Source organism: Sphingorhabdus sp., assembly GCF_044239665.1.
Classification (GTDB): domain Bacteria; phylum Pseudomonadota; class Alphaproteobacteria; order Sphingomonadales; family Sphingomonadaceae; genus Sphingorhabdus_B.
In genome coordinates, this window is sequence record NZ_JBIIBA010000025.1 from 1 (window position 1) to 12,837 (window position 12,837).

At 56.4% G+C, this 12,837-nt stretch carries 13 protein-coding genes and 1 tRNA gene; 8 read left to right on the forward strand and 6 right to left on the reverse strand.

From position 1 onward, the window contains the following. Positions 1-178 (reverse strand): ArsR/SmtB family transcription factor (locus ACILP3_RS08235; RefSeq protein ID WP_395616201.1); only part of this gene is annotated, 178 nt, incomplete at its 3' end. Positions 179-407: 229 nt separating this feature from the next. Here ACILP3_RS08235 and ACILP3_RS08240 point away from each other — a divergent pair. Further along, positions 408-677, forward strand: coding sequence for a hypothetical protein (locus ACILP3_RS08240; RefSeq protein WP_395616175.1), 270 nt, complete (start codon positions 408-410; stop codon positions 675-677). A 120-nt stretch (positions 678-797) separates the two neighbouring features. Here the strand turns inward: ACILP3_RS08240 and ACILP3_RS08245 are convergent, their stop codons facing one another. Continuing rightward, complete coding sequence (locus ACILP3_RS08245) at positions 798-1,934, reverse strand: serine hydrolase (RefSeq protein ID WP_395616176.1); 1,137 nt, start codon at positions 1,932-1,934, stop codon at positions 798-800. Positions 1,935-2,088: 154 nt separating this feature from the next. Continuing rightward, complete coding sequence (gene queF / locus ACILP3_RS08250) at positions 2,089-2,547, reverse strand: preQ(1) synthase (protein WP_395616177.1); 459 nt, start codon at positions 2,545-2,547, stop codon at positions 2,089-2,091. A gap of 161 nt (positions 2,548-2,708) precedes the next feature. Here queF and ACILP3_RS08255 point away from each other — a divergent pair, with 161 nt between their 5' ends. From ACILP3_RS08255 to metC, 3 genes are all read left to right on the forward strand, one after another. Next, positions 2,709-4,232 (forward strand): cryptochrome/photolyase family protein, encoded by a 1,524-nt coding sequence (locus ACILP3_RS08255; protein WP_395616178.1) that lies wholly within the window; start codon positions 2,709-2,711, stop codon positions 4,230-4,232. A gap of 61 nt (positions 4,233-4,293) precedes the next feature. Continuing rightward, positions 4,294-5,136, forward strand: a complete 843-nt coding sequence (gene sseA, locus ACILP3_RS08260) for a 3-mercaptopyruvate sulfurtransferase (protein ID WP_395616179.1) — start codon at positions 4,294-4,296, stop codon at positions 5,134-5,136. Next, positions 5,133-6,314, forward strand: coding sequence for a cystathionine beta-lyase (metC, locus tag ACILP3_RS08265; RefSeq protein ID WP_395616180.1), 1,182 nt, complete (start codon positions 5,133-5,135; stop codon positions 6,312-6,314). Before sseA ends, metC begins: the two co-directional genes overlap by 4 nt. A 3-nt stretch (positions 6,315-6,317) precedes the next feature. Here metC and ACILP3_RS08270 read toward each other — a convergent pair whose 3' ends face one another. Next, a complete protein-coding gene (locus tag ACILP3_RS08270; RefSeq protein WP_395616181.1) occupies positions 6,318-7,187 on the reverse strand; it encodes a 3-hydroxyacyl-CoA dehydrogenase NAD-binding domain-containing protein in 870 nt (289 codons plus the stop codon). Positions 7,188-7,376: 189 nt separating this feature from the next. Between ACILP3_RS08270 and ACILP3_RS08275 the strand changes: the two genes are divergently transcribed. After that, positions 7,377-8,696, forward strand: a complete 1,320-nt coding sequence (locus ACILP3_RS08275; protein ID WP_395616182.1) for a homoserine dehydrogenase — start codon at positions 7,377-7,379, stop codon at positions 8,694-8,696. Here ACILP3_RS08275 and ACILP3_RS08280 read toward each other — a convergent pair whose 3' ends face one another. Next, positions 8,697-9,140 carry a hypothetical protein gene (locus tag ACILP3_RS08280; RefSeq protein WP_395616183.1) on the reverse strand — a complete coding sequence of 148 codons (444 nt, stop codon included), beginning with the start codon at positions 9,138-9,140 and terminating at the stop codon, positions 8,697-8,699. A gap of 100 nt (positions 9,141-9,240) precedes the next feature. On the opposite strand from ACILP3_RS08280, the gene glpX reads away from it, so the two are divergent. Continuing rightward, a complete protein-coding gene (glpX, locus tag ACILP3_RS08285) occupies positions 9,241-10,224 on the forward strand; it encodes a class II fructose-bisphosphatase (protein ID WP_395616184.1) in 984 nt (327 codons plus the stop codon). Positions 10,225-10,227: 3 nt separating this feature from the next. On the opposite strand, the gene ACILP3_RS08290 is transcribed toward glpX, so the two are convergent. Further along, a complete protein-coding gene (locus tag ACILP3_RS08290; RefSeq protein WP_395616185.1) occupies positions 10,228-10,719 on the reverse strand; it encodes a flavodoxin family protein in 492 nt (163 codons plus the stop codon). 41 nt (positions 10,720-10,760) lie between these two features. Here ACILP3_RS08290 and recJ point away from each other — a divergent pair, with 41 nt between their 5' ends. Together recJ and ACILP3_RS08300 are read left to right on the forward strand one after the other, a co-directional pair. Further along, positions 10,761-12,527, forward strand: coding sequence for a single-stranded-DNA-specific exonuclease RecJ (recJ, locus tag ACILP3_RS08295; protein ID WP_395616186.1), 1,767 nt, complete (start codon positions 10,761-10,763; stop codon positions 12,525-12,527). 66 nt (positions 12,528-12,593) lie between these two features. Next, positions 12,594-12,668, forward strand: a tRNA-Glu gene (locus ACILP3_RS08300). Positions 12,669-12,837: the final 169 nt, after the last annotated feature.

Consider the following 12,837-nt stretch of genomic DNA (forward strand, 5'->3'; position numbering starts at 1 on the left):
GACGCTCCAAAAGCCCAGCTTCATCTAGAATGCGGATATGTCGGGAAACGCGGGGCTGGCTTTGGTCGAGTATCTGCACCAATTCGCCCACCGAAAGCTCAAGCCGGCGGACTAGAAACACGATTCGTAACCGTGTAGGGTCAGCTAAAGCCCGCATGATGTTTAACAAACTGATCATTTGAAAGGGATATAAAGAAATCTTTATATCATGTCAATCCGCACAAATTGGCCATATTTTCTACCGTTATAGTAGACATAAGGCCCAAACGGCTATGTAACATTTTGCAGAAATGAAAAAGCGCATTGCCAGCGAATTATGAACGGGCTAGAGGGCTTTTCGCAGGCAAGCTGCAATTGTTGTAGCGTGCCTGTCAGGTTTTCATAAGTTTTGCTAGGGGGTTTCCCATATGAAGAAAATTGCTGTATCTCTCGTTCTTGCCGCTTCGCTCGGTTTGGCCGCTTGCTCGGGTGCTGAAGAAGCAACCACAGAAGCAACCACAGAAGCAACCACAGAAGCTGCTGATGCCGCTGTTGAAGGCGCTGAAGTAGCTACCGATGCTGCTGCTGCAACTGATGCCGCTGCAACTGACGCTGCTGCACCTGCTGCTGACGCTGCTGCTGCTCCTGCTGCAGAAGCTGGCGCCGCTGCAGACGCTGCGAAAGAAGCTGCGAAGTAATATTCGCGCTTTCTAAGCGAAAGCATTTTGATAAGGGCTGTCCTGTTTACAGGACGGCCCTTTTCTTTGTCTGTAACACAGCGGGGCTATGTCTGGGGCAGCCAGAATTCGTGTCGGCAATTATTGTCCGTGATATGTGGCGATAGTCCGCGACACAAACTGCATGAATGCCATGCGTTGCGGAATGGGCGCGGTCGTACTGCCCATCATGACGGCCACGGCATAGCGCGTGCCATCAGGCGCCGTCATTATGCCGATATCATTATAGCCCGTTGAAACCGGCGGCAGAATTTGCCCTGTCCCCGTCTTATGGACAAACTGCCACCCCGCAGGCACCCCTGCCTTCAACCGGTTCGGACCGCTTGATGTGCGTGACATTATCCCCAAAATAAGCCGCGTCGATGCAGGCGAGAGCAATTCGCCTCTAGCCAATTTCGCAAGCCCACGGACAATCGCCTCGGGACTTGCCCCGTCGACGGGATCGGCAAGGTAGCGATCTAACGCTGCTTTCCGCGTTGCCAAGGGAACCTCGCTGCGCGCAGAATAAAAACGGCGGCCAATCGCATATTCTTGACGCCATTCCAGCCCCGCTATCCCGCTTTGCATCAAACGCTCACCCGGACCAAAGCGGATAGCGCCCAGTTTTTTGCGCAGCAGGAAATTCTGCACGGCCTGCGGACCACCCGCTGTCCTCAGCAAAGAATCATTGGCGGTATTGTCGCTGCTGATGATCGCTTGCTCGAGCAACGAGAGCACTGTCACTTCGATCTCGCCATTGGCGATAACACGATCGCGAATGGGTTGATGAAAGACCGCAAGGTCATCGCGCGTAATACGTATTTTTTGATCCAACCGGACCTTTCCTTGGTCGACCAAGTCCAAAATCGTCAGCGCCACCCATGTTTTGGATACGCTTTGTTGCGGGAATAAATCGTCAACGCGTTTACCGGTTATCCATTCGCCACCATCGATGCGCATGATCGCAACACCCGTGCGGCCTGGAAAAATGCGCCATTGGTCATTCAGCAGATTTTCCAATCCAGCAGGAGCGCGGCCAACCGCTGGACGAACCGGAACGGCAGGCGTCGCAGGCTTTTGCGCAGGCAGCGCCTTTTTCGCAGCTGGGGCAGGTGTTCGTGGCGGCGCGCGCTCCGCAGAAACGCATGCTGATAACAAAGACAGCATCGCCAATGAGACCATGCCTTTGCGGCTGACGCCTTGGATGCGGTTTTCCCAAGCTCTTAATATATTGGCCATGCAGAAGTGATAAAGCAGGCCCTGCGTCGAGAACAGCTTTTACCGATATTTTGCGACGAACGATTCTTGAGCGTCGACGAGATGAGGAACTAGCAGGCGGCAGCGGTGACCGGCGTTGCTACTGACGCATTATTGGGCAGTTTGTTTAAACAAACTAGCCGCGGCCGCGATAGGGCTGAACAGCTTGATCGGGCAACCACAGGCCCTTGGGTGGTTCGCCAGATTGCCAGAACACATCAATCGGTATGCCGCCGCGCGGATACCAATAGCCGCCGATACGTAGCCAATGCGGTTTCATCTCCGAGAAAAGACGCTGGCCGATGCCAACGGTGCAGTCTTCATGAAAGGCGGCGTGATTGCGGAATGACCCCAGAAACAACTTCAACGATTTTGATTCGACGATTGTCGCATCTGGCGCATAATCGATAACCAAATGCGCAAAATCAGGCTGCGCCGTGACGGGACAAAGCGAGGTAAATTCAGGGACCGCAAAACGCGCGAGATACAGCGTATCAGGGCGCGGATTGGGAACATAATCCAGTTGCGCCTCTTCAGGCGTTTGCGGAAGCGCGCTGTGCGCACCAAGAAATTTGGGCTTTAATGTGTCAGTCATGATCGCGCATTTAGCGGTTTCGGAGCACGAAGCAAACCGGTGATGCCAAATAGCACCAATGGTTCGCGCATAATGAGAGCGGAATGAACCCAAAAAGGACGCGCCCGTCTTTCTGGAAACCCTGTATCGCCCTGCAATCTGCGCCGCGCTATGGCGCGGACATGACAATTTTGATTCCCGTATTTGGCGACCAGCTAAGCCATGGCCTGTCTTCTTTGGCCGGGCAGGACAAAATAGCCTGCGTCATCTTGATGGCAGAGGTGGACGAAGAAACCGAATATGTGCCGCACCATAAATCCAAAATGGCGTATATTCTATCCGCCATGCGCCACCATGCAGAGGATCTGCGCAGCGCAGGCTGGACGGTCGACTATGTAAAACTGACTGATGCAAATAACAGCGGCAGCTTGACCGGTGAAGTCGCGCGCGCAATTGAGCGGCACAATGTTTCCGCGCTGCGCGTGACCGAGGCCGGCGAATGGCGGGTAAAGGCCATGCTCGATAGCTGGTCCGACCGTTTTGATGTTCCGGTGACTATCCTGCCCGACGACCGGTTTTTGTGCACCCATGGCGAATTTGAACGCTGGGCCAAGGACCGCAAGCAGTTACGTATGGAGTTCTTCTATCGCGATATGCGCCGTAAATCCGGCTTGCTCATGAACGGCGATACGCCCGAGGGTGGGCAATGGAATTTCGATGCAGAAAACCGCAAACCCGCCAAACGCGATCTGACGATGCCAAAGCCGCTGCATTTTGCGCCCAATGCGGTGACGCAAGACGTCATCCAGATGGTTGAGAGCCGTTATGGTGCCAATATCGGACAGACGGGCAAATTCGGATTTGCCGTGACCCGCGCAGATGCGTTGCAGCAGCAACAGCATTTCTTGGCCCATGCTTTGCCCAATTTTGGCGATTATCAGGACGCTATGCTGACCGGCGAACCGTTTTTATGGCACTCGATCCTCTCGCCATACATCAACTCCGGCTTGCTTGACCCGCTTGAGCTGTGCCGTGCGGTTGAGGTGCAATATCGGGCGGGTAAGGTTCCGATTAACGCCGCTGAGGGCTTCATTCGGCAAGTCATTGGTTGGCGCGAATATGTCCGCGGCATTTATTGGCATGCTGGCCCCGAATATGTGGAGAGCAACGCGCTGGCCGCGACTCGGCCACTGCCGGAATTTTACTGGACGGGCAAAACCGACATGCTTTGCCTGTCGCAGGCCATTGGCCAGACAATCGCGCATAGCTACGCACATCATATCCAGCGGCTGATGATCACCGGCAATTTTGCCTTGCTGGCGGGACTTGACCCGAAGCAAGTGCATAGATGGTATCTGGCCGTTTATGCCGATGCCTATGAATGGGTGGAATTACCCAACAGCCTTGGCATGAGCCAATTTGCCGATGGCGGCATGCTCGCATCAAAACCTTATGCGGCAAGCGGTGCCTATATCAATCGCATGTCCGATTATTGCAGCCATTGCCGATATGACGTCAAACAACGCGTGGGGCCAACAGCATGCCCTTTCAACGCGTTATACTGGGATTTCATTGCTCGGAACGAAACCAAGCTGCGCAAAAATCCCCGTATGGCGATGCCATATAAGAATTGGGAGCGGATGGCGGACGCAGATAAAGAAAAGCTTCGCAGCCATGCGCAGCTTTTTCTGGAAACGCTTGGATAGTTTGTAAAAGCTGCTTATCCTGCGACGCATAAGAATCATATATGCGGGCAAGGACGAAATCATGGAATTGTTAGTAAGCACCGATTGGTTGGCGAACGAAATCGGCGCGTCCGACCTTCGCGTGGTCGATGCAACTTGGTTCATGCCCGATGCAGGGCGTAACGCGCAGGCCGAATATGAAGGCGGGCATATTCCATCGGCCGTGTTCATGGATTTGGAAGAGCTCGCCGACGCCAATAGCGGCTTACCCAACACGCTACCGCCAGCTGAAAAATTCGCGAGCCGCATGCAATCGCTTGGACTTGGTGACGGCAGCCGTATCGTGGTCTATGATGACAGCCCTTTCAAGTCCGCCACCCGCGCATGGTGGATGCTGACCTTGTTTGGCGCACATGCCGTGGCAATTCTGGATGGCGGCATCGCCAAGTGGAAAGCCGAAGGCCGCCCGCTTGAAACCGGCAAACCGACCTTGCGCCACCGCCACTTCACCGTGTGGAAGGACGACAAGGCCGTGCGCAGCAAGGCTGATATGCTGGCAAACTTGCACAGCAAGGACGCAGAAGTGGTTGATGCACGCGGCGCTGGTCGCTTTACTGGCGAAGAAGCCGAGCCACGCCCCGAAATGGCGTCGGGTCATATCCCAGGCAGCCGCAACTTACCCTTTGGTCAATTGTTCAACGCTGACGGCACATGGAAACGCGGCGAAGATCTTGCCCAAGCTTATGCCGACGCAGGCGTTGATCTCAACAAGCCGATGATCACGACATGTGGTTCAGGCATGACCGCTGCGGTTCTTCTTTTTGGCGCACGGATGACGGGCAAGACTGATGTTTCGCTTTACGACGGCAGCTGGTCCGAATGGGGCCTTGATAAAGACACCCCCAAGGCGCTGGGTGCGGCTTGAGTTCTGACAAGCCCCAAAAACCAGCCACCAAAATAGTTACTGCAGGGCGAAGCAGCGCGCTTACCGGTCCTGTGGTCAACGTGCCTGTCTGGCGCGCCAGCACGCATTTATATGAAAACGTAGCTGCGTTGGAGGCGGGTAAATCGGGTAACGCGGACGGCCGCTTTTTCTACGGCCGCCGTGGGTCGCCGACACAATGGTCGCTCGCCGAAGCGCTGACCGAAATGGAGCCAGGCGCGCATGGCACGATGCTCTATCCCTCTGGTGTAGCCGCAATTGCTTGTGCGTTGCTGTCGGTTTTAAAGGCTGGCGATGTGCTGTTGATGACAGACAATGCTTATGATCCAAGCCGGTCATTGGCCGACGGATTTCTGGGTCGTTTCGGGGTGGAAACACGCTATTTTGATCCGCTGACCGCGGATTATGACACGCTGTTTTGCGACCGCAGCAAAGCGATCTTGCTGGAGTCCCCAGGAAGCCTGACCTTTGAGATGCAAGATATTCCCGCCATTTGCGCAGCAGCCAAAAAACATAATGTTGTCACTTTGCTCGATAATACTTGGGCGACATCTTATTTTCACACAGCCCTCGACAAGGGCATCGATATGGCGATCTTATCGTGCACCAAATATATTGTGGGCCATAGCGACGTCATGATGGGCAGCGTCACCACGCATGCAAAATATTGGACAAAATTACGCCAAACCGCGCAGCAGCTTGGTCAGACAGTGTCACCCGACGATGCCTATCTTGCTAGTCGCGGCCTGCGCACCTTATCCGTCCGGATGAAGGCACATGAGGCGTCGGCGCTGCAAATCGCCAAATGGTTACAGGCCCAACCCGATGTTGCGGCAGTATTCCACCCCGCGCTGCCGGAATGCCCAGGGCATGACATTTGGAAGCGTGACTTTACGGGCGCGTCGGGCTTATTCTCGTTCATCCATAAGGGTGACGCCGCAACCGCCGCTGCCTTTGTAGATGCCCTCGGCTTATTCGGCATTGGCTATAGCTGGGGCGGCTTTGAAAGCCTTGCTTTGCCCGTCCAGCCTGAAAAATACCGCTCAGCAGTGCCTTGGGACAAGGAAGGCACCCTCATTCGGCTACAGATTGGCTTGGAAGACACCGACGACTTGATCGCTGATCTTGAGGCAGCCTTTATGACGGCGCGCCAAGCTTAAGCCTCAGCGCGTCGGTACCGGCGCGTCGCCAGAATAATCGTAAAATCCGCGCTTTACCTTACGGCCATACCATCCTGCCTCGACATATTTTTGCAGTAAGGGGGCGGGGCGGAACTTGGGGTCGCCCGTCGATTGGAACAGCACATTGGTTATTTCAAGACAGGTATCGAGCCCGATAAAATCCGCCAAGGTCAGCGGCCCCATGGGGTGATTGAGGCCAAGCTGGCACGCGGTATCGATATCGCGCATATTGGCCACGCCTTCGCCAAGCGCAAAGATGGCTTCATTGATCATGGGCATCAGCACGCGGTTGACGATGAAGCCGGGGGCATCATTGGCAAAGACCAATTGCTTGCCAAGTGCTTCCCCATATTGGCGCACAATGTCGACGGTGGCATCGGTCGTCGCAAGCCCCCGAATGATTTCAATCAGGCCCATGACCGGCACGGGATTGAAGAAATGGACGCCGATAAAGCGTTCTGGGTCGGGGGATGATTGCGCCAATCGTGTGATCGGAATCGACGATGTGTTCGACGCCAGCACCGCGTGCTGGCCAAGAATTTTGCCCACCGCCTCAAATATCTTGCGCTTAATGTCCTCACGCTCAGTCGCCGCTTCGACGATCAACCCAGCATCAGCCATGGGTTCATAGCTGGCGACAGGCTCAATGCGTGATAACAATATGTCGGCTTCGACCTGCGCCATTTTCTCTTTGGCGACCAAGCGGCCCAAGGCGCTTGCAATGCTGGCCTTGCCTGCTTCGGCCTTGGCCAAATCAAGGTCGGACAGATAGACATGATAGCCAGCAGCAGCGCTCACTTGCGCGATGCCCGCACCCATTTGACCCGCACCGATGACACCTATTGCACGCATTTCTTCACTCCGATTTCGCATTTATCTAGGCTCTAGCGAACGCCATGCCCAAGCGCCAGCCCAAGGCTTGTCTTATGCCTATGGCGCGTAAAGCTGCAAGAACATCGCAAGCTTGGGCTAGCGTTTCCCTCAATTTCCACTTAAGCGCGGCATAAATCCAACAGATTCTAAGCAGAAAGCCATTTAACAATGTCCACATCCGTTCGTCATGCACCCCTTAATGTGGGCCTCGCGGGACTTGGAACCGTGGGCAGTGGTGTCATTCGCCTGATCGAAGAGAATGCGGCGCTTATTGCGCGCAGGGCTGGCCGCGAGATCAAGATTGTGGCCATTACGGCGCGTGACCGGACGAAAGATCGCGGCGTTGATCTGTCGCCTTATCGTTGGGTCGACGACATGGGGCAGCTTGCTACGGCGGACGATGTTGACGTTGTGGTTGAGCTCGTCGGAGGATCCGATGGTCCCGCCCTGACCTTGGCTCGCGAGACTTTGTCCAGCGGGCGCGCTTTGGTGACCGCCAACAAGGCGATGATCGCGCATCATGGTTTCGAGCTTGCGGCTTTGGCAGAAAACAAGCAGGCCGCGCTCAAATTTGAAGCGGCGGTTGCCGGAGGTGTTCCGGTCATTCAAGGTCTGCGCGATGGTGCCGCCGCCAACCGCATTGACCGAGTCTATGGCATTCTCAACGGCACATGTAATTTTATCCTGTCCAGCATGGAGCGCGACGGGCTGGACTTTGCCCATGTGCTGGCCGATGCGCAGGCAAAGGGTTTTGCAGAGGCAGATCCTTCGTTCGACATTGACGGTGTCGATGCCGCACACAAGCTTTCCATTCTCGCCTCCTTAAGCTTTGGCACGGTCATTGATTTTGGCGGTGTTGAGGCGCGCGGTGTGCGCAAAATCTTGGCGGCTGACATCGCACAGGCCAAAACCTTGGGCTATCGTATCCGGCTCATCGGTCTTGCTGAAATTGACGGCGACAATGGATCATCGACTATTTTCCAACGGGTTGAGCCTTGCCTTGTGCCGCTGAGCCACCCGCTGGCGCATGTCACAGGCGCAACCAACGCCATCGTTGCAGAGGGCAATTTCTCGGGCCGCTTGCTGTTCCAAGGCGCAGGCGCGGGTGACAAGCCAACTGCATCAGCAGTCGTTGCTGATTTGGTCGATATTGCGCGCAAGGAAATCGGCCCTGCATTCTCCATGCCGTCAGCTGAGCTTGAAAAGCTGCCGCGCGCAGCGTCAGCACATCGGATCAGCAAAACCTATTTGCGCATGTTGGTCGCAGACCGCGTTGGTGTGCTCGCAGAAATCACCGCAGCGATGCGTGATGCGGGGCTGTCGATTGAAAGCCTGATTCAAACCGAGGCAAGCGACGATGGTTCGGCGTTAATCGCCATGGTTACGCATGCCGGACCAGAACAAGCCATTAACGACACCATAAATGCGCTGGCAAGTTCGGACAGCTTGCTTGGCGAGCCGATGGTGATGCACATTTTGGGCGAATGATCAGGGCGGTGCGTTCTCGCCATCGGTGACAATCATATCCGGTTCAGGCAGCCCTTTTAGCACTTCTTTCAGCGGAATGGCGACGGGTGGGACATAGCCAAAATCCATGCCCACGCCCTTCATGTAAATCTTGCAGTTCGTATCGCCACGCAAACATGCCGCCGCGCGCTTGCTGGAAATAGCTTCCCCGCGCCGTATGCGGTCTTCGTCCGTTCCTTGCGTATCGCGAAATATGCGTTGGCTTTTATTGTCGGGATTTTCGCCGCATACGACAATCTCGTCATTCTGCCGATATTTGACGCAGCCATCGGCATCGACGGCGACCATTCGCCGTGTACGCTCAATTTGTGCGGCGGCGGGGTCATCTGCGCGTAATGCTGTTTGCGCCGCAACCTCCGTGGCCGCCGCCAAGAGAATGAAAATTGCGATAAGCAATCTCGACAATGGCCTTCGCCTTCCCTATCGCAATTTAAGCCCCGAAATGTCGTTCTGTTGGGGGAAACCCGTTCGCATATTAAGATTGTAAGATAGCTAGGAAATTCAAATGACTGTCGCAAGCCAAATACTCGACCGCGTCCTTGTTTTGGAAATGGTACGCGTGACGGAAGCTGCAGCCATCGCAGCGGCGAAGTTGATTGGGCGCGGCGATGAAAAGGCTGCTGATGCCGCTGCCGTCGAAGCGATGCGCGCCGCCTTGAACGAACTATATATGGATGGAACGGTCGTCATCGGCGAAGGCGAACGGGACGAAGCGCCGATGCTCTTCATTGGTGAAAAGGTCGGTTCCGCGATTGGTACGGGTCCCAAAATCGACATCGCGCTGGATCCATTGGAGGGCACGACGATTACCGCAAAAGCGGGCCCGAACGCGCTGGCTGTGCTGGCTGTGGCCGAAGAAGGCAATTTGCTCAATGCGCCCGATGTGTACATGGACAAAATTGCGGTTGGCCCTGGCTACTCGCCCAACATCGTTAATCTCAACAAATCGGTGGCAGAGAATGTCGCGGCCGTAGCGGCTGAAAAAGGCGTGCCGCCGCATGAACTTATTGTGTGTGTGCTTGACCGTCCCCGCCATGAAAAGATGATCGCCGAACTGCGCGCAATTGGCTGCGGCGTTATGCTGATCCCCGATGGCGACGTCGCTGGCGTGATCGCGACAACAAACCCCGACACGACCGTAGACATCTATATGGGCAGCGGCGGCGCGCCAGAGGGCGTATTGGCAGCCGCGGCTTTGCGCTGCGTCGGTGGCCAGTTCAAGGGCCGCTTGCTTTTCCGCAATGATGACGAGCGGCTGCGTGCGCGCAAATGGGGCATCGAAGATTTGGACAAGATCTACGACCTTGAAGAATTGGCCAAGGGCGATTGTATCTTTGCCGCCACGGGTGTCACCCATGGTTCGTTGCTGGAGGGCGTGAAGACCTTGCGCGATGGCCGTGTCACCACCGAAAGCGTCGTGATGCGCGCCTCATCTGGAACCGTACGCTGGGTCAAGAGCGAGCATCGTAAGGCTGATCGTCTCGACTGATATTCAATAAATACCCATTTGCAGGCCCGTTGCGATCTGCTCACCCAGTTCCGCAGCGGCCGACAGGTCAACTTTGTCGATGGTCTTGGGTGCCAATATGGCCTCTTGCGTCTGCGCATGCGTGCACACAATGGCGCTGGGTGCAATCTGTCGCAGCCGCCAGCCCGTCGCGATCCGCTCCGCCTGCGCAACGGCATTTCGTCCATCGGAACCTGCGCATATAATCATCGCATAAGCCCGCCCGTTTAGCGCCCCAAGGCACGGATAATAGCATCGGTCGAAAAAGCTTTTCATGCCGCCGCTGATCGCCGCGAGATTTTCGGGAAAGACGAACAGATAGCCGTCTGCTGTCAATATATGTTCTACGTCCGCCTCTGCAGCGTTCAGCATCAGCACATTCACGCCCTGCCCCCGCACCGCGCCATTATAAGCCGCCTGCGCCAGAGCTTCAGACCCACCCGTCATGCTGTGCCAGATTATTGCGAGTTGCTTCATCCCCACTTGCTAGCACCAGCGGCGCGCCATAGGGAAGCATCATGTCGTCAGTCCTGAACATCCATCATTCCGTCCTTGAACAAGCTTGGCATTGGCGGGGCAGCGGCACCGATAGCCGTGACCCAGATTTTCAGCCCAATGATCTGGTCACGCAATTGCTGATGGCGCGCGGTGTCCCGCGTGATGATATTGAACGACAACGCAACCCGACCATCCGCAATTTCATGCCCGACCCGTCAATTTTTCAGGATATGGAAAATGCGGCACTTCGACTGGCGCAGGCTGTGGAGGCAGGGGAGCAAATCACTGTCTATGGCGATTATGATGTTGATGGTGCGACGAGCGCGGCTTTACTCATCCGCTTGCTGCGTATGCTGGGCCTTGATGCCGGTTACTATATCCCAGATCGCTTGATGGAGGGCTATGGCCCCTCAGGCGAAGCGTTGGTCCGTATTGGGACAAGTGGCAGCCGCTTAATCATTACCGTCGATTGCGGCGCCATGGCCTATGACGCTTTGTCGCAGGCCAAGGCCGCTGGCCTTGAGGTCATTGTCGTCGACCATCATAAATGCGCGTCAGAGCTTCCTGAAGCCTTCGCCTTAGTCAACCCTAACCGGCTCGACGAAACCGACGAGGCGGCATCCCACGGGCATCTGGCGGCGGTAGGCGTAGCATTTCTTTTGGGGGCGGCGTTGATCCGCACCCTGCGTAGCCGTGGCTATTTCGCCGCACGGCCCGAGCCCAAAATCATGGAGCTGCTTGATATCGTGGCCTTGGGCACCGTGGCCGATGTGGCGCAGCTGCGCGGCCTGAACCGCGCGTTCGTGGCGCAGGGGCTGAAGGTCATGGCCGCGCGCCGCAACATTGGGCTGTCTGCGCTCATTCAAGCGAGCCGCCTGACCCGCGCGCCGATATGCTCCGACCTTGGCTTTGCCTTGGGCCCGCGTATCAATGCCGGAGGCCGCGTCGGCAAATCGGACCTTGGTGTGCGGCTACTCATCACAGAAGACCCGCTCGAGGCGCAAGACATTGCGATGGAGCTGGACCGCCTGAATGAAGAACGCCGCGCAATCGAATCGGTGGTGCAGGGACAGGCTGAGGCCATGTTAGCCGGACAGCATAACCGCGCGGTGGCGCTGTTGTCGGGCGAGGGCTGGCATCCAGGGGTCATTGGCATCGTTGCTGGCCGCATCAAGGAAAAGACTGGCAAGCCATCCATCGTCATTGCCGTCGACGAAAATGGCGTTGGCAAGGGGTCGGGGCGGTCCATCGCGGGGGTTGACTTGGGCGCAGCCATCATTTCGGCGCGCGAGGCTGGCTTGCTGGTCGCAGGCGGTGGCCACGCCATGGCGGCGGGCTTGACCGTTGACGGTGACAAGATTGACGCGCTGGCGGATTGGCTTGACGAAAGGCTCGCAACAGATGTCGCCAACGCATCGGGGACCAAGGCGCTGTTGATCGACGCCATAGTTGCGCCGCGCGGTCTGAACCCCATTTTTGTCGACGCCATGGAACCTGCTGGACCTTATGGTATGGGCTGGCCTGGGCCGCGCGTGGTCACAGGGCCATTGCGGATCATCAAGTGCGATATTGTCGGCAAGGACCATGTCCGCGCCATCGTCGCGGGCGACGACGGGCAGTCGTTTAAGGCCATGGCTTTCCGCCAGGGCGAGACCGTTTTGGGCCAGACCATGCTGCACGCAGATCGTGGGCGAAGGTACTGGTTTGCGGGCCGCGCTAAGGTCGATGACTGGGGCGCGACGCCAAAGGCGGAGCTGCATGTCGACGACATTGCCTTTGCGGACTGAATTTGCGCGAACTTGGCCTTGACGAGTGCAAAACGAACCCGTAAAGGCGCGGCTCGCCAAGCGATTGGCCCCTTCGTCTAGCGGTTAGGACGCGGCCCTTTCACGGCTGAAACACGGGTTCGATTCCCGTAGGGGTCACCAACTTTTTGCGTGCGATACGCAGTGCGGGTTGGTCCTTCAAGACATTATGAGCTTTGCTTGCTTCGGCGGGAATGCCTGCATTGGTGTCTCTTGCGTTATCACGGCATTAAAATCTCTTACGCTTGCGTTACACCCATTCTAAGCCGTAACGGCGCCTGCCGCGCGGAAC